The following is a 15,864-nucleotide window of genomic DNA, read 5'->3' as shown; positions in this document are numbered from 1 at the left end:
TATTGATTTGATTATGATGAACAGTAATAAATAAAAATACTGCTCTGTCATAGGTTTTTATAAATCAATGTTAAATAATATAAATATGTTTATTATTCTTTGTAAAAATTTTGTGTTTATACGCTAAATATAAATAGACATTAAAGATTCTAGTAGGCAATAAGTTATTAAGTGAATATTATAAGAAAGAGCGCCGGTTTCACAGCGCACGCCAAGCTCCTAGTTCTCTTTGTAAGTGGGAAAAAACAGTGTTAAGCCTTAGCGTAGTCAGCGTAAGAACTGCGTTTGCAGGGCAGTAAGCAACATACGCTGGCTCTTAGCTGAAGCATGTTTCTTAATGAATAATTAATTGATTTATAGGTAATTGCCTATAACGGGTTTCTCATGGAATACTGTGACGCTTAATGTCTAAGACAAGGCGGCTAACGAACTCAGAATAAATTTCTAAGTCATTCACCAGGCATCAAATAAGGTGAATATAGTGGCGTAGCGCACCTAAGTATTGCGGTGAACGCTGGCCCTAAGACGCCTGAGAAAAGGGGCAACTATTACTCTTTTGAGAGCTATCCGGTAAGTGGGCTACCACGATAAGTTGGATACCTACTATATAGAAGCAAAGTAGCCTTTTGGCTGTTTCAAAGAAGCTTCCAGGTTTGCCATTTATTGCAAAAATAGGTTATATCCTTTCCGGCCTAACCCGTTTGGACAATGCCTTTAAATTGATAAGATAATTATTATAAGTAATTGGTATATTTGCCTTTATCCTTCCCTTCCCACCTTTCTTTTGTGCAAATATGTTTAAAAAAATACTTTTTGTTTTAATGTCGTTGATGAGTTGCTATAGCTCGGCTAATGCAACAAAATATTTTATCAGTGCCACTGGCGATGATACGCAACCGGGTACAAGTGCGGCTACAGCTTGGCGCACTATTGGGAAGGTGAACAGTCAGACTTTTCAACCTGGCGACCGTGTTCTGTTTGAGGCTGGCCAGACGTTCAGCGGTAGTATTTGGCTGCAAGGTGCCGGTACTACCGCCCAGCCCATAATAGTAAGCTCATACGGAGTGGGGCAGGCTACTATCAGCAGCGGCACTTCAGCGGGCTTTTACAGCTACAATAGCGCTGGCATCGAGCTACGACGATTAACATTTATGGGTGCTGGGCAGCTTACCAATGTTGAATCAGGCGTTACATTTTACCTGGATGCGCCTAATACTAACCTGAACTATCTGCGCCTTGACAGTCTAGATGTCAGTGGCTACCTTTACTCGGGCATAAATATATTTAGCTACAATAACGCTAGTGGCTACTCTGATGTGCGTCTCAATTACTGCAAGACGCATGACATTGGAGAAGGTGGTATTTCCTCTAGCTCGCAGGCTTTAAAGGCGCACCATAATTGGTACTTGACTAACTGCCAAGCATATAATATTACGGGCCGTTCGGAGGTGGGAAATCATAGTACTGGCAGCGGCATTGTGCTAGCGGGCGTTGATGGTGCTCTGATTGAACATTGCCTGGCGCACCACAATGGTGCACTTAATGGCAATTACTCAGGCGGACCGGCGGGTATCTGGGGCTACAGCTGCAATAACCTTGTGATTCAATATTCTGAGGCGCACCACAATGAGTCGGGCTCGCAGTTCGACGGTGGGGGTTTCGACTTAGATGGGGGCTGCACTAACTCGGTGATGCAGTACAACTACTCACACGATAATAGTGGCCCCGGTTTTTTGCTTTCGCAGTACTATGGAGCTTATGCAATGCATGACCTGATAGTGCGCTACAATGTGAGTGACAACGATGCCCGCCGCAATAGCCAGGGTGCCCTAGAGGTGTGGTCATCGGGTGCTAGCGGTGGCATTGTGAATGCAGCTTTCTACAACAATACTGTGCGGCTAGGCACGGCTACTGATAACTCGCAAGCCAAGGCAGTGAAAGTGATGAGCTGCGACTATACTAACCTGAGCTTTCGTAATAACGTGTTTAAAACTAGTGGCGGTGTGCCCGCATTTAGTACTATTTGCTCTGTTAACCTTAGTTTACAAGGAAATAGCTACTGGAATAGCGACCAAGCGTTCTATATCAACTGGAACGGTGCTGCCTATTACGACCTAGCTGCCTTTCGCGCCGCTACCGGCCAAGAGCGGATGTCTGATGGCCGCTTGACGGGCATCAGCAATGACCCCCAACTGCCCAACGCTAACCTTGCCCAAGCCCCCTTGTACAGTTCTCCGCTTCGTCAGGCGGGTATCAATCTGTGGGCAGAATTTAAGGTTGACCCTGGCACGCATGACTTTGCTAATACTCCGCTTCCAACTGCCCCTACGGCTAGCAGCGTCGGCGCTTTTGAGATAAGTGAGGGGCCTTTGCCAGTGGTGCTTACAGGCTTCACAGCGCAGCGGACCCAGGCTGGGGCGTTGCTACGCTGGGGTACGGCCTCGGAGCAAAACAACGCTTATTTTACTATCGAGTTCAGTCTCGATGGGCGCGTCTTCACTCCGCTTGCCCAGGTATCAGGCCAGGGCACTAGCGCGCAGGCTCATGCTTATCAATACACAGATGCTAAGCTGAATCTCTACCCAGCGCAATTAGTGTATTACCGTCTGCACCAAGTGGATACGAATAACCAAGGCACGTATTCACCAGTATGCACACTGCGCAATGATGGCCCGGCTACAGCACAGCTACAGGTTTATCCTAGCCCAGCCGCAGCTGCCACCATCGTACTGGTAGCTGGTGCCACAGACAAGACCGTTCAGTTGCTGAATACCCGTGGTCAGTTGCTGGCTATAGTGCCCACCAAAGAGGATGGTACGGCCGAGATACTAACGGCTGGCCTAGCGCCAGGCTTGTATCTGGTGCGGAACGGAGCGCAGAGCGCTAAATTGTTGCTTACGCCCTAGTGTTGGGGTAGCCTCGCTACTGCTGTTAGCCCTAAGGATTCACCTCGCGCCAGCAGCAGTTGGTAGGCGGGCTCCCACTCGTTGGGCACCTCGCCCTCCAGAATAGCTTCAAGCACCGCTTCTTTTAGCTCACCCACTTGGCGCGAGGGCTTAAGACCAAAGGTTTCCATGATGACCTCGCCAGTGATAACGGGCTTAAAGTTGCGGAGGTGGTCCTTAGCTTCGATTTCGCGTAGCTTCTCCTCCACAATGTCGAAGTTTCGCAGGTAGCGCGCTTTGCGCTGGTGGTCTTTGCTGGTGATGTCGGCTCGGCAGAGCAGCATGAGGTGGTCGATGTCGTCGCCGGCTTCGAAGAGCAAACGGCGCACGGCCGAGTCAGTCACGATTTCCTTGCTCAGCGCAATAGGGCGCAAGTGTAGGCGCACCAGCTTCTGCACCATACGCATTTCCTCCCCTAGGGGCAGTTTGAGGTCGGTGAAGATGCCCGGCACCCAGCGGGCACCTTTGTCTTCGTGGCCATGGAAGGTCCAGCCGATTTTGGGGTCGAGGCGCTTGCTGGCCGGCTTAGCAATGTCGTGCAAGATGGCCGCCCAACGCAGCCACAGGTCGCCGCCAGCCGCCGCCACGTTGTCGAGTACCTGCAGGGTGTGGTAGAAGTTATCCTTATGGGCATGCTGGCCAACTTTTTCCACGCCATACAGCTGCGCCATTTTTGGAAAAATAAGCTGCAACAAGCCTGTTTGAAACAGCAGCTTGAAGCCGTAGCTGGGCACTGGCGACTCCACAATTTTATTGAGCTCTATCGTGATGCGCTCCTGCGACACAATTTTAATACGCTCTTTATTGCGGGCAATGGCATCGTAGGTATCGGGCTCGATGTCAAAGTTGAGTTGCGAGGCAAAGCGGATGGCCCGCATCATGCGCAGCGGGTCGTCGGAGAACGTGATATCGGGACCTAGGGGCGTGCGGATGGTCTTGGCGGCCAGGTCCTTCATGCCATCGTAGCGGTCCACGAGCGCGCCGAAGTCCTCGGCATTGAGGCTGAGACCTAGGGCGTTGATAGTGAAGTCGCGGCGGGCCAAGTCGTCTTCGAGCGTGCCGGCTTCGACCTCGGGCTTGCGGCTATCGGAGCGGTAGCTCTCCTTGCGGGCGCCCACAAACTCAATTTCGCCCGCTTCCTCGGTAGGCAGCATAGCCGTGCCGAAGTTTTTAAATACTGAGACGCGGCCGCGGCCCGGCAACCTTTTGCCTACGGCCTGCGCCAGCTTAATGCCATCGCCTACTGTCACGACATCAATGTCTTTGCTGCCTCGTTTTAAGACCAAGTCGCGCACATAGCCGCCGATGACGTAGGCCGGCTGGCCAAGCTCGTGGGCCGCGTCGGCAATAGTGCGAAAAATGGGGAGGTCGGGCAGCGTGGGCGTGGTCATGGGCGCAAAATTACGCCCGGTTGTAGTGCGAGCTTTCAGTCCGCGCGTTATTACGCATCGAACTCGCGGACTGAAAGCCCGCGCTACTCACTCGCGCACCACTTCGAGGGTGCCGCCGGCCCCTAGGCGCACCACCCGCGAGGGGGCCACGCGGGTGGTATCGTCTTGGCGCCAATTCACCACGTAGTCGACCCCGCGTACGATGGCTGGCGAAACCTCGGCAAAAATGGCCGGCGTGGGCTCGCCGCTTTTGTTGGCCGAAGTCGAAACTAGGCCATGGCCCAGGCGGCGCACCACTTTGTGGCAAAATTCATCTTGTGCAATGCGCAGGCCCACAGTGCCATCGGGTGCTACAAGGCCCGGCGCTACAGCTCGGCTAGCGGGCAGTAGGTAGGTGGTAGGGCGAGTTTGGGCATTGATGGCGGCTTCTAGCTCGGCGGGCACTTTGCTGGCATAGCGGGTCAGCATTTCTAGGTCGGCCACCAGCACAATGCTGGGCTTACCCTCGGGTCGGCCTTTTAGCTGGTATAGCTTCTCGACGGCGCGCGGCACTTCGGCATCGCAGCCCAGGCCCCACACGGTATCGGTAGGGTATAGAATAATCTGCTGCGCGAGCAAAATGTCAACGGCAGAATCGACTTCTTGGCGGAAAAAACTAGTGGACATAGTAAAGAGCAGGATGAGCACAAAAACGGTGCGGCGGCACAAGGCCAGCTATAAGCGGCAACCACGCCGCCCGCGCATCGTTCACGGTGCAGCTACAAATATTGCGCCGCCTCATGCCCTCTCACCTCATTGAAACCGACGTATTGCGCCTCGCCTATGAGCAGCGTGGCCCTGCCCAAGCCCCAGTAGCGTTGTTGCTGCACGGCTTCCCAGACGATTTCCATACTTGGAATGACGTATCGACTCAGCTAGTGGCGGCTGGCTACCAAACTATTGCGCCCTCTATGCGGGGCTGCGGCAACTCAGTCTTTCTTGATGCTGATACGCCACGTAGTGGCCAGACGACCGCGCTTGCCCAGGATGCTATCGACCTGCTCGACCACCTAGGTATCGAAAAAGTGACGGTGGTGGGCCACGACTGGGGCGCCCGCGCTGGCTACCTTGTGGCTGCCCTCTGGCCCGAGCGTGTCGAGAAGCTGGTAGTTGCGTCGGTGGGCTACGAAACTGGCATCAAGCCCGGCGAAAAGATTCCGGTTGAGCAGATTCATGCCTATTGGTACCAGTGGTTTTTCCACTCAGAGCGCGGGCACGAGGCGTTGAAGAACAATCGTCGTGAGTTTTGCCGCTACATCTGGCACGCGTGGTCGCCGACCATGCAGTTCGACGACGCCACGTTCGAGCGCACGGCTGCCTCTTGGGACAATCCCGACTGGGTCGACATCGTGCTGCATTCCTACTGCTTTCGCTGGGGAGCCGCGCCACCCGACCCACGCTATGAGGCGCTAGAAAAGCAGCTGGAGCCGCAGCCCAAAATCAATGTGCCTACTATACTCCTGCATGGCGAGTTGGATGGGGCCAGCTTGGTAACTTCTTCTGAAAATAAGGAGCAGTATTTCAGCGGCCCGTATGAACGGCGCGTGCTGGCAGGCGTGGGCCACTACGTGCCCCGCGAGGCACCTAGCGCCGTAGTCGATGCGGTGCTGAGCAACTTATGATATGCTCTGGCACAGCTCGACCAGTACGCCGCCCGCGCTTTTGGGGTGCACAAAACACACGAGCTTATTGTCGGCACCGCGCTTAGGCTGTTCATTGAGTAGTGTAAAGCCTTCAGTGCGCAGCCGAGCCATTTCGGCCACAATATCATCGACCTCGAACGCGACGTGGTGAATGCCCTCGGGCTTCTTCTCCAAGAACTTGGTGATGGCGCTATCGGGGCTGGTACCCGCCAATAGCTCGATTTTGGAGCCGCCCACTTGGAAGAATACCGTGTCAACGGCCTCGCTAGCTACGTGCTCAGTTTTGTAAGGCGGCTGGCCTAGTAGGCGGGTGTAGAGGTCAGTAGCGGCGGCAAGGTCGCGCACGGCGAGGCCTAGGTGTTCAAGATTGGTGAGCATGGCAGGCAAACGAGCAAAACGCGAATGTAGGGCGATGCGCTATAGAGCAGCGCCAAGCCCGACCGCAGTTGAGTATTATTCAGCTATTTTTGTGAGCTAAAAAAACTGTTTAGGCCAAAATTCTGTTTCAGAAGCAGCCTACACCTAACTTTAGCTTTTACTCGATAAATCCAGCCCAGCGCCATGCTTAAGCTACCTATCTATCTGGACAACAACGCCACCACGCCGCTCGACCCGCGCGTGCTGGAGGCCATGATGCCCTACCTCACCGACGTGTTCGGTAATGCTGCTTCGCGTAACCACCCCTTCGGCTGGGCCGCCGAAGAAGGCGTGGACTACGCTCGCACGCAAATCAGTCAGCTCATCAACTGTGACCCCAAGGAGATTATCTTCACTAGCGGTGCTACCGAAGGTGATAACTTGGGTATCAAAGGGGTGTTTGAAATGTATAGCCAGCGCGGCAACCATATCATCACCGCTACTACCGAGCACAAAGCAGTGCTTGATACTTGTAAGCACATCGAGAAGCTTGGTGGCAAGGTGACCTATCTGCCCGTAAACGAGCAAGGTCTCATTAGCCTCGACGAACTGGAAGCTGCCATGACGCCCCAGACCATTCTGGTGACCATCATGTACGGCAACAACGAAACCGGCACGGTGCAGCCCATCCGTGAAATTGCCGCCATCGCTCACAAGCACGGCGCGCTATTTATGACCGATGGCACCCAAGCTGTGGGTAAGATTCCGGTGGATGTACTGGCCGATGGCATCGACCTGATGGCCTTCACAGCTCACAAAATGTATGGTCCTAAGGGCGTAGGTGCACTTTATGTGCGTCGCAAAAACCCGCGGGTGAAAGTTACCGCCCAAATGGATGGTGGTGGACACGAGCGCGGCATGCGTTCGGGTACTCTCAACGTGCCCGGTATCGTAGGTTTCGGCAAAGCTTGTGAATTGGCTCGCCTTGAAATGGCCGCCGATGCCGAGCGCCTTAGCAAGCTGCGCGACCAGCTCGAAGCTGAGCTGCTGACCCTCGAAGAGAGCTACGTAAACGGCTCGCGCGAGTACCGCTTGCCCCACGTGACGAACATCAGCTTCAAGTACGTGGAAGGCGAAGGCCTGATGATGGGCGTGAAAGACCTGGCTGTATCGTCGGGCTCGGCCTGCACCTCGGCTTCGCTTGAGCCTAGCTACGTACTCAAGGCCCTGGGCCTGAGCGACGACTTGGCTCACAGCAGCCTGCGCTTCGGCTTGAGTCGCTTTACTACCGACGAGCAAATCGCATACGCCATCAACCACGTAAAAGAGGCTGTGACCAAGCTCCGCGAGATGTCGCCGCTGTGGGAAATGCACAAAGAAGGCGTTGACCTTAGCACCATCGAGTGGGCCGAGCACTAGGCCTTCGATTAAAAATTGAGAACTAAAAAAGTTGAGGATGGCTGCTATATCCATCCTCAACCACTCAATTTTTAATTCATGCTTTTTAATTTTTAAATTTCCAACATACCATGGCTTACTCCGATAAGGTAATCGACCATTACAGCAACCCGCGCAACGTGGGCACGCTGGACAAAAGCAAGAAGACGGTAGGCACCGGCCTGGTTGGTGCCCCCGAGTGCGGCGACGTAATGCGCCTGCAAATCGAGGTGGATGAGACCACGAACACCATCACCGATGCCAAGTTCAAGACCTTCGGCTGCGGCTCGGCCATCGCGTCGTCGTCGCTAGCTACGGAGTGGCTGAAAGGCAAGACGGTTGACGAGGCCCTGGCCATCGACAACATGGAGATTGTGGAAGAACTGGCCCTGCCGCCCGTAAAAATCCACTGCTCGGTACTGGCCGAAGATGCCATCAAAATGGCCATCAACGACTACCGCGTAAAGAACGGCCTACCGGCTCTCGAGCTAGAGAAGTCGCACCACTAGGTTGCTTGTAGCGCTATGCGCTAGGTCACCCAGAATTTTAGTAAGCTCTCACGGTCACATTGGCCGTGGGAGCTTACTTTTTTCATTTATTTAGAATCCTTCTTAGCAGTATCTTTGTTATAACAATGCCGCTCGCTACACCTACAGCGTTCGGCGACTATTCTTCTACGAGCACCTGCCAACTAGCTATATGATAACCGTTTCGGATAAAGCCAAAGATAAAATTGAGCATCTGATGCATGATTCACAGCTCGATGCTAGCTACCGCCTGCGAGCGTCGGTGGCCGGTGGCGGCTGCTCGGGTCTAAGCTACAAGCTAGATTTTGACAACGAAACCCGTCCTATGGACCAGGAATTTGAAGACAAAGGCGTGCGGGTAGTGGTAGATATGAAAAGCTTCCTGTACCTAGCCGGCACCGAACTAGACTTTTCGGACGGCCTAAATGGCAAAGGCTTTCAGTTCCATAACCCGAATGCTTCGCGTTCGTGTGGTTGCGGCGAGAGCTTCTCGGTGTAATTGATACAATTGTCTATTAAGCAAAGAAGCCCTAGGTACACTGTACCTAGGGCTTCTTTGCTTAATAGACAATTACTAAAGACCTTACTGCTTCGTAAAGCGTAGCGTACGCGTTTGCTCCGGTAATACTATGCGTAGCAAGTAGGTGCCAGCTGGTAGCGAACTCACGCTGAGTTGGCCCGAAGCAGGTAGGGTGGCAGTTTGCACTAAGTAGCCAGCTAGGTCAAATAGCTGTACAGTGCGGCCAGCGGCTAAGGCTATTACCAGTTGGTCATGAGCTGGATTAGGGTAAAGGTCCAGTGTAGAGGCCGAGCCAGCTAGCGTTACGACAGGGGAGTAGGTAGCGGTATTATTGGTATCAACCTGGCGCAGGCGGTAGTAAAGCTGACAGGCCGGAGCCGCGTTGTCAAGGCGGCTATAGTAGTGCGCTTGCGTAGTAGTACCATTGGCAGGAACAGTGGCACCACTGGTGAACAAGCGGCCGTCTAGGCTGCGCTGAATCTCAAAATAGGCACTGCGCTGTTCAGAAGCTGTCGCCCAATCTATCTTCACAGTGCCGTTAGCTTGGCGAGTGGCATTGAAGCTAGTGAGCGTAACGGGCAGCGGGTTGGCGCTGGCATCGGCGCTGGTGCTAGCCAGGGCAAACTCGGAGAAGCTAGTAAAAGTGGCTGAGGTGAGTGTGCTAGCCGAAGCACCACTGCGACCGATATTAGTCCAGGGTTGGGTAGCATCTGCGCGTTTAGCTACTACCAGCGTGGTGGCGGTTGGGTCGGTTACGCCGTCGCTAGAAGCAAAAGGAATACTGATAGTGCCGCTGAAGCCGCTAGGTTGCGTCGGAGTAGCACCGCTGAATGGAGTGATAGTAAACCAATTTGCTTTGCTGACGCGAGCAAGGTCGCTGCCCGTTACGTTCTGGCCGGGGTCGCCCTCAAACTGCTCGGCGCGGTAAGTGGTCGTGCTGGTTTGCGTATTGACGTTTAGAACGATAGGATGGTACGACGAGCCCTTGCCGACGGGAAAGGTATACGAAGTGTAAATGCCAGTACCATTAGCTACACTTGGTACTAGGCGTGCTACTGTCCCGTTCACAAAGCTGCTCGCCGAGCCGCCAGTCACGGTAGCAGTTGGCAGCATGGTCAGCATATTGCTAGTTGTGGTGCTGAGCAAGCCACTGGTAAGGGCTAGCCCACTGCTGAGCGTGACGGGTGTTTGCAAGGTCACCCCCGCGGCGTTGTTGATTTCCAACTGCGCATCGGGCCCTAGGTATGACGTGGCACTTGCAGGGTCGCCAAGCGAAGTGCCGGCTAGTACTTGAGGTGCGGTGCCCTGCAACACCAGTCGGCGGCCGGTCGCGGTTGCAGTAGCCGCCTTAAGCTGAAAGTTGCCAGCGTTGGCTAGGTTACCCTTTAGCACCGTAGTGCCATTGATAGTAACCAAAAAAGTAACACCGCTCTCAATGGTCAGGTTACCATTGATGGTGAATGTGTTGCCGCCACTCGTTCCATAAGAACTGGCGCCGCCTCGCTGAAAAATCAGGTTGCCGTAGGTGCGCGCCGAGCCACTGATGGTAGTGCTGAAGCCCGGTATCCGAAAGAAAAAATTGCCTGTTTCGGTGCCGGCCGCGCCAGACAGGTTTTCGACCAGTGTGGTATTGCTACGTACGGTGCGGTGGTAAAAGCTGCCGCCGTTTAGCAAAAAGACTGTGGGGCTGGTTCCGGCAGGGTCGAAAACATCGCCGGCGGCCGCGCCCGACACATTGATGAACGCACCCTTAGTGGCAATGTAAAGGGCCGTGTCGCCAGCCACGGTGCGCGATAAGGCCAGCGCCGGCGCGTTATTAGCGCTGGTAGAGATAGTGTTGGTTAGCGGAATAACGCACAGGATAGAATCGCCCGCCGCGGGCCGAATGCGCAAGGAACTAACCGTAACTGCCGAAGGGGGCACCGTCGCACTATTGCCTAGGTTTACAGTGTACTTGCCGGTTACGTAGCGGTGGTCGAGTACTACATCGTCGGTGCTGGCGGGCACTGAGCCATTTTCCCAGTTGGCAGCGTCGAACCAGGAAGTAGTACCCGCCGCGCCCGTCCAGCGCTTGGCCACCAATGGCGTCACAACTACGCCACTCGCCGCCAGGTTGGTCGTGACTGCTCCATTGGTATTAGCTATAGTAGCGCTCGCCGACCCTAGGGGAGCCCCGCTGGCCAGTCGCACATAGACGGTAGAGGCGGCTAAGGTAGTGCTGCCACCTAGGGCAATACTGGCCGAGGAGCCGTAGCTACGACCATCCAGCGACACCTCGAAATTGGTAGTGGATACATTGATAGCGAGTGTATTGCCATCTAGGGCATTGCCACTGACCTGGTACGTCTGGGCCGCCGAAGCAGTGCCGGCCGCCGCGGCAAAGCCAGATAAAGAAGCTGGACTGACGGTAACGGTAGGCACGGTAACAGTAAAAGGCGCAGCCGAAGTAGCTGTGCCACCCGATGTGGTGACCGCGATAGGCCCGGTGCTAGCGCCGCTTGGCACGGTGGCTGTGAGCGTCGTCGTATTAGTAATGACTACGCTAGAAGCAGCTACGCCATTGAAAGCCACGCTAGTGCTAGCGGTGAAGTAAGCGCCCGTGATGGTTACGTTGGTACCTGCTGGCCCCGAAGTGGGCGTGAAATTGCTGACAGTCGGGGCGTTGGTAGCGGTGGCTACGCCCGATATCTTGACATCATCAATACTAAACGAGCCAGAGCTTGCGGCTTCGGCATTGAATCCGTAGAAGCGGAATGTGATGGGGCTGCTCACGTTGGTGTAGCCCGTGCCACCTAGGGTTATGGTACTACCTGTTTGGGCCGTAGTGGCAGCGTCGGTCACCTGAAAGACGTTGCTCGCTACTACACTGAGAGTTGTATTTGCGGACGAAATCGACGCGGGTAGATTCGTAGTGTAGTTATCGGCGCTCGACCGCACCGCATATTGGCGAACACCCGTGCTAGTTCGTTGTAGGGTAAAAGTGATGTTGCTGATTGAAAGGACAAAGCCCGCCTGCGGGGTAAGCGCGACGGTGTAATACTTGCCAGCATCAACTGCTCCCGTGAAGGTATCGCTGCCATCTGTGGCACCCGTAGGCCAGCCGGTGAAAGTGAAGCGGCTGCCTGCACTAGGGTTAGCCGACGTGCCGACCGCGGCGAATGACCCAAACGTAACGCCCGTAGCTGATGGTGCCAGCGTGGGGTCGGTGGTGCCAGTGCTCGAAGTGACATTGGTAAATGGGTAAGTGCCAGAGAATGTTTGCCCTAACCCAAGCAGTGGCAGCACCAGCAGCGATAGTGTGAAAAATAGTTTAGTAGCAGAGGCGTTGAAATAAGTAGCTGTAAAAGTTTGGTGCATAGAATGAAGTAAGAATAGAACGATAGCGAGAGGAAGAAAACGATTAAGTGCTTGAAATAACTTGTAATAAGGTGCACATTCCTCCAAAGCTAAGTCATGGATTTCGAATGATATACATAGTGCAAATGTTTGAGTATCATTTGCAAGTTATTCTTGATTCGATGCTATGCTTAAGTGGGTCTGCCAATTGCATAAAACATATAAGACATTCTATTTATTTTGATTCTTAAAATAGCATTTGCAGCACAAGCACAAAAAAGCCGCCCTAGGTAGCACCTAGGGCGGCTTTGCAAGGCCACGTGAATTAGCTGCCTACTCCCAGAGCGGATAATGCTCTAGCTGCACTTCCTGGCCAAAGAAGATGCGCGTGCTTTCTTCGAATGAGCGTGTGAAATCGCTCACGTAGAAGTGGTGCGCAGGCGCGGTTTCGGCGGGTGCGGCGAGCAGTTGGCGGGCCGCCAGTGCTTCGGCTACGGTGGTAGCCACCACATCTGAGGGGTCGAGCACGGCCACGCTACCTTGGTAGTGGGCTTCCATTTGAGGCTTGATGAGCGGGAAGTGAGTGCAGGCCAGCAGCAACGCATCAATGCCGTGCAGGGTAGGGTGGTCGAGGTAAGCGCGGATAATCTCCTCCGACACTCGGCCATTGAAGAAGCCTTCCTCAATCATGGGCACGAGCAGCGGGGTAGCTAGCGCGTGCAGGTCTACGCCTAGGTCGAGCTGGTCGATTTTTTTGCGGTAAATGTTGGAGCCCACCGTTTGCTTGGTGCCGATGAGGCCCACTGGCCGGCCCGCGTAGTGCCGGCCTACGTGCTGCACCACGGGGTCTATCATGCCCACTACCTGGGCTTTAGAGCCCACGTACTCGCGCACCAACTCGTAGGCAGCGGCGCTGGCCGAGTTGCAAGCAATGAGGATGAGCTTGCAATGCTGGCGCAGCAGTACATCGCAAATTTTGATGGAGTAAGCCTGGATGGCGGCGGTGCTTTTCTCGCCGTAGGGTAGGTGTGCCGTGTCGCCGAAGTACACCAGCCGCTCGTGGGGCAGGCGCTGAGCCACGGCGCGAGCCACGGTGAGCCCCCCAATGCCGGAGTCGAAAATACCGATGGGCCGGGCAGTGCCGGCAGTAGCAGCAGTAGTCATAAGTAGGCGCAAAGGTCGGGGCCGGCCAGCGGATAGGCCGGGCCGCGCACGGCCGATAGTTGGAATAATGCGGCGCTTTGTTTAGTTTTAAGGCGCTTCCCACCTTAGGCTCACTTCGTTATGAGTGCAGTTTTGCGCGAGATAGACCAAGCCCTGGCAGGCTACGCGACCCAGCACCGGGCCCGCCCCGTGGCCGTGTACCTAGGCGAGCGTAAGCTCACGCAACTCATCCTGGATATCGCCTTGCTGGGCGAGCTGCCAGCGCTTAGCACTGCGGAAGGCCGCCCGCTGGCGTACCGCAACCTAGATTTGCTGCGCGATGAAGTAAACGTAGACGGTGTGCGCGTGATTTAATGGCTCTTACTGCGGGCGCTTACTACTTGGCAAATCGCTCTAGCAGAACGACTGGACTGCCATTGTACTCGGTGCGGGCGTACTCGTGGTAGCCCAGCCGGGCCGCTACGCGTAGGGAAGGCTCGTTGGCCACGTCGATGAGGCACACCGTGCGAGGCTGCGCAAAGTGCGCATCGCCCCACACGAGCGTCGCGCGCACGGCTTCGGTGGCGTAGCCTTTGCCATGGGTATGTGGGGCTAGTATCCAGCCGGCCTCTGGCCACTCACCTAGGGCGGGAGTGATATCGCGCTGAAAATTAGCGAATCCAACGGCACCGATAAATTGACCGGTGGCTTTCTCTTCGACGGCCCAATAGCCAAAGCCGCACACTGGCCACAGGCCGGCACTACGCAGCAGCCGAGACCACACCTCGGGCGCCGGTAGCGGCTGGCCCCCTAGGTACTGGTAAAACGCGGGTTGCTGCCACATAGCCAGCAGGGGCGCAAAGTCACTGGCGCGGTAGCCGCGCAGCCGCAAGCGCTCGGTTTCGATAACAGGAGCTTCCATTAGAGCAGCGGTTGCACGGTGCGCCATACAGTGCGCGCCACTAGGCGGTGGCCTTCGGGAGTAGGGTGGATGCCGTCGGCCTGGTTGAGCTTGGCGATGCCGCCTACATTTTCGAGCAGAAACGGAATGAGCGTGAGCTTATTCTTAGTGGCAATGTCGGCGTAGAGCTGTTTGAACTCGGCGGCGTAGGCCGGGCCCATGTTGGGCGGAATCTGCATGCCCGCAAGCACGATTTTGGTCTGCGGCGACTCTTGGCGCACCGTGTCGATAATGGCTTGCAGGTTCTTGCGCGTGTCAGTGAGGGGTAGGCCGCGCAGGCCATCGTTGCCACCTAGCTCCAGCACGAACACGTGCACGGGCTGTCGGCTTAGCACCCAGTGCAGGCGCGAGCGGCCGCCGGCGGTGGTTTCGCCGCTGAGGCCAGCGTTGACGACTGTGTAGGGCAGGTGCAGCGAATCGACCTTGTTGCCAATGAGCGCTGGGTAGGCCTCGTCGGGGTCTACCCCTAGGCCCGCCGTAATGCTGTCGCCAAAAAACAAGATGGTTTGCTGCGACTTGGCGGCCGGGGCTTCGGCCGTCGTAGTAGCGGCGGGCGCGGCCGCGGTGGTGGCGGGGGTGTCGGAGTGGCAGCCAGCAGCCAGCAGGGCTAGCAGCAGAGCGCTTCCAGGCAAGTACTTCATAGAGACAAAAGCAAAAACAATCGAAAGTATAGGCCGCCGTTGCGCGTCCTACGTAGCCTATAACCTTTAGGGAGAAGATTTTCTTCCCAACAAGCTTTTTCTATCCTGTTAAATAATGTCATGCTGACGAAGGAAGCATCTTGCTTGCTTCGTTGACTTAGTTAAACGGGCCTGCCAAGATGCTTCCTTCGTCAGCATGACAGCCATGTTGGTGGTCCCCCCTTACCAAAAAATTGAATGACTAGCCTTCAAGTCGAAAACCTCACCAAAACCTATACCAGTGCTGGCCGCCAGCTGACGGTACTGCACGAAGTCAGCTTTAGCTTGCAGCCCGCCGATACGTTTGCCATCGTGGGGCCGTCGGGCAGCGGCAAAACCACGCTGCTAGGCCTGTGCGCCGGCCTCGACCGCGCCAGCAGTGGCAGCGTGTGGCTGCAAGGCATCCAGCTCGATAAGCTGAGCGAAGACCAGCGGGCGGCGGTGCGCAACCAGCACGTGGGCTTCATTTTTCAGAATTTTCAGCTGCTTCCCACTCTCACGGCCCTCGAAAATGTGCAGGTGCCCCTAGAGCTGCGCGGCGAGCGCAACGTAGCTCGCACCGCCCAGGCGCTGCTCGAGCGCGTGGGCCTGGGCGAGCGCGGGCACCACTACCCAGCCCAGTTGTCGGGCGGCGAGCAGCAGCGCGTGAGCCTAGCCCGCGCCTTCGCCAACCGCCCAGCCATCCTGTTTGCCGACGAGCCTACCGGCAACCTCGACCCCGACACTGGCGAAACGGTGCAGAAGCTTTTGTTCGACTTGAATAAGGAGGCCGGCACTACGCTGGTGCTAGTGACCCACGACCTGGAACTGGCCGCCAAAACCCAGCGCACCATGCGCATGCGCGGCGGCAAGGTGGTAGAAGAATCTGTTGGCACCGCATCCTAG

The 15,864-nt window shown here is 55.5% G+C and carries 14 protein-coding genes; 7 read left to right on the top strand and 7 right to left on the bottom strand.

Annotated elements, in window-relative coordinates; translation table 11 throughout:
* The first annotated feature begins 1,598 nt into the window (after positions 1–1,598).
* Positions 1,599–2,906 (top strand): T9SS type A sorting domain-containing protein, encoded by a 1,308-nt coding sequence (locus tag FNT36_RS25405; RefSeq protein ID WP_233635712.1) that lies wholly within the window; start codon positions 1,599–1,601, stop codon positions 2,904–2,906.
* Here FNT36_RS25405 and FNT36_RS06285 read toward each other — a convergent pair.
* Together FNT36_RS06285 and FNT36_RS06280 are read right to left on the bottom strand one after the other, a co-directional pair.
* Entirely contained in the window at positions 2,903–4,336 is a 1,434-nt protein-coding gene (locus FNT36_RS06285; protein WP_144845437.1) for a CCA tRNA nucleotidyltransferase, read from the bottom strand. The genes FNT36_RS25405 and FNT36_RS06285 overlap by 4 nt on opposite strands.
* Before the next feature lie 87 nt (positions 4,337–4,423).
* Positions 4,424–5,002 (bottom strand): L-threonylcarbamoyladenylate synthase, encoded by a 579-nt coding sequence (locus FNT36_RS06280; RefSeq protein ID WP_144845435.1) that lies wholly within the window; start codon positions 5,000–5,002, stop codon positions 4,424–4,426.
* A 113-nt stretch (positions 5,003–5,115) separates the two neighbouring features.
* On the opposite strand from FNT36_RS06280, the gene FNT36_RS06275 reads away from it, so the two are divergent.
* The gene (locus FNT36_RS06275; RefSeq protein ID WP_144845433.1) at positions 5,116–5,997 is read left to right on the top strand and encodes an alpha/beta fold hydrolase; all 882 of its coding nucleotides are present in this window, start codon (positions 5,116–5,118) and stop codon (positions 5,995–5,997) included.
* Here FNT36_RS06275 and mce read toward each other — a convergent pair.
* A complete protein-coding gene (mce, locus tag FNT36_RS06270) occupies positions 5,992–6,396 on the bottom strand; it encodes a methylmalonyl-CoA epimerase (RefSeq protein ID WP_144845431.1) in 405 nt (134 codons plus the stop codon). The two genes, FNT36_RS06275 and mce, sit on opposite strands and share 6 nt — an antisense overlap.
* A 183-nt stretch (positions 6,397–6,579) precedes the next feature.
* Here mce and FNT36_RS06265 point away from each other — a divergent pair, with 183 nt between their 5' ends.
* The 3 genes from FNT36_RS06265 (at position 6,580) to FNT36_RS06255 (ending at position 8,838) form a co-directional block, all read left to right on the top strand.
* Positions 6,580–7,794: an IscS subfamily cysteine desulfurase gene (locus FNT36_RS06265; protein WP_144845429.1), complete on the top strand. Its 1,215-nt coding sequence runs from the start codon at positions 6,580–6,582 to the stop codon at positions 7,792–7,794.
* Between the two features lie 110 nt (positions 7,795–7,904).
* Entirely contained in the window at positions 7,905–8,321 is a 417-nt protein-coding gene (iscU, locus tag FNT36_RS06260; protein WP_144845427.1) for a Fe-S cluster assembly scaffold IscU, read from the top strand.
* A gap of 190 nt (positions 8,322–8,511) precedes the next feature.
* Positions 8,512–8,838, top strand: coding sequence for a HesB/IscA family protein (locus FNT36_RS06255; protein WP_144845424.1), 327 nt, complete (start codon positions 8,512–8,514; stop codon positions 8,836–8,838).
* An 84-nt stretch (positions 8,839–8,922) separates the two neighbouring features.
* Here FNT36_RS06255 and FNT36_RS06250 read toward each other — a convergent pair whose 3' ends face one another.
* Together FNT36_RS06250 and murI are read right to left on the bottom strand one after the other, a co-directional pair.
* Positions 8,923–12,216: a T9SS type A sorting domain-containing protein gene (locus FNT36_RS06250; RefSeq protein ID WP_144845421.1), complete on the bottom strand. Its 3,294-nt coding sequence runs from the start codon at positions 12,214–12,216 to the stop codon at positions 8,923–8,925.
* A gap of 312 nt (positions 12,217–12,528) precedes the next feature.
* On the bottom strand, positions 12,529–13,359 hold the full coding sequence (gene murI, locus FNT36_RS06245; protein WP_144845419.1) for a glutamate racemase: 831 nt from the start codon (positions 13,357–13,359) through the stop codon (positions 12,529–12,531).
* 120 nt (positions 13,360–13,479) lie between these two features.
* Between murI and FNT36_RS06240 the strand changes: the two genes are divergently transcribed.
* Complete coding sequence (locus FNT36_RS06240; RefSeq protein WP_144845417.1) at positions 13,480–13,713, top strand: hypothetical protein; 234 nt, start codon at positions 13,480–13,482, stop codon at positions 13,711–13,713.
* A 22-nt stretch (positions 13,714–13,735) separates the two neighbouring features.
* Here the strand turns inward: FNT36_RS06240 and FNT36_RS06235 are convergent, their stop codons facing one another.
* Both FNT36_RS06235 and FNT36_RS06230 read right to left on the bottom strand, forming a co-directional pair.
* Entirely contained in the window at positions 13,736–14,260 is a 525-nt protein-coding gene (locus FNT36_RS06235; protein WP_144845415.1) for a GNAT family N-acetyltransferase, read from the bottom strand.
* On the bottom strand, positions 14,260–14,940 hold the full coding sequence (locus tag FNT36_RS06230) for an arylesterase (RefSeq protein WP_144845413.1): 681 nt from the start codon (positions 14,938–14,940) through the stop codon (positions 14,260–14,262). The genes FNT36_RS06235 and FNT36_RS06230 overlap by 1 nt, the downstream gene beginning before the upstream one ends.
* 237 nt (positions 14,941–15,177) lie before the next feature.
* Between FNT36_RS06230 and FNT36_RS06225 the strand changes: the two genes are divergently transcribed.
* Complete coding sequence (locus FNT36_RS06225) at positions 15,178–15,864, top strand: ABC transporter ATP-binding protein (protein WP_144845411.1); 687 nt, start codon at positions 15,178–15,180, stop codon at positions 15,862–15,864.

The sequence above is a fragment of the Hymenobacter setariae genome (genome assembly GCF_007713685.1).
In the GTDB taxonomy this organism is placed as follows: Bacteria; Bacteroidota; Bacteroidia; order Cytophagales; family Hymenobacteraceae; genus Hymenobacter; species Hymenobacter setariae.
The sequence above is the reverse complement of the archived record's forward strand: the minus strand, read 5'-3'. Positions and strand labels throughout refer to the sequence as shown.

Coding starts and splice junctions, on each gene's coding strand:
- FNT36_RS06275 (WP_144845433.1), top strand. CDS start 5,116: ATGCCCTCTCACCTCATTGAAACCGACGTATTGCGCCTCGCCTATGAG.
- FNT36_RS06250 (WP_144845421.1), bottom strand. CDS start 12,216: ATGCACCAAACTTTTACAGCTACTTATTTCAACGCCTCTGCTACTAAA.
- FNT36_RS06230 (WP_144845413.1), bottom strand. CDS start 14,940: ATGAAGTACTTGCCTGGAAGCGCTCTGCTGCTAGCCCTGCTGGCTGCT.
- FNT36_RS06235 (WP_144845415.1), bottom strand. CDS start 14,260: ATGGAAGCTCCTGTTATCGAAACCGAGCGCTTGCGGCTGCGCGGCTAC.
- FNT36_RS06255 (WP_144845424.1), top strand. CDS start 8,512: ATGATAACCGTTTCGGATAAAGCCAAAGATAAAATTGAGCATCTGATG.
- FNT36_RS06285 (WP_144845437.1), bottom strand. CDS start 4,336: ATGACCACGCCCACGCTGCCCGACCTCCCCATTTTTCGCACTATTGCC.
- FNT36_RS06265 (WP_144845429.1), top strand. CDS start 6,580: ATGCTTAAGCTACCTATCTATCTGGACAACAACGCCACCACGCCGCTC.
- FNT36_RS06225 (WP_144845411.1), top strand. CDS start 15,178: ATGACTAGCCTTCAAGTCGAAAACCTCACCAAAACCTATACCAGTGCT.
- iscU (WP_144845427.1), top strand. CDS start 7,905: ATGGCTTACTCCGATAAGGTAATCGACCATTACAGCAACCCGCGCAAC.
- murI (WP_144845419.1), bottom strand. CDS start 13,359: ATGACTACTGCTGCTACTGCCGGCACTGCCCGGCCCATCGGTATTTTC.
- FNT36_RS06280 (WP_144845435.1), bottom strand. CDS start 5,002: ATGTCCACTAGTTTTTTCCGCCAAGAAGTCGATTCTGCCGTTGACATT.
- FNT36_RS06240 (WP_144845417.1), top strand. CDS start 13,480: ATGAGTGCAGTTTTGCGCGAGATAGACCAAGCCCTGGCAGGCTACGCG.
- mce (WP_144845431.1), bottom strand. CDS start 6,396: ATGCTCACCAATCTTGAACACCTAGGCCTCGCCGTGCGCGACCTTGCC.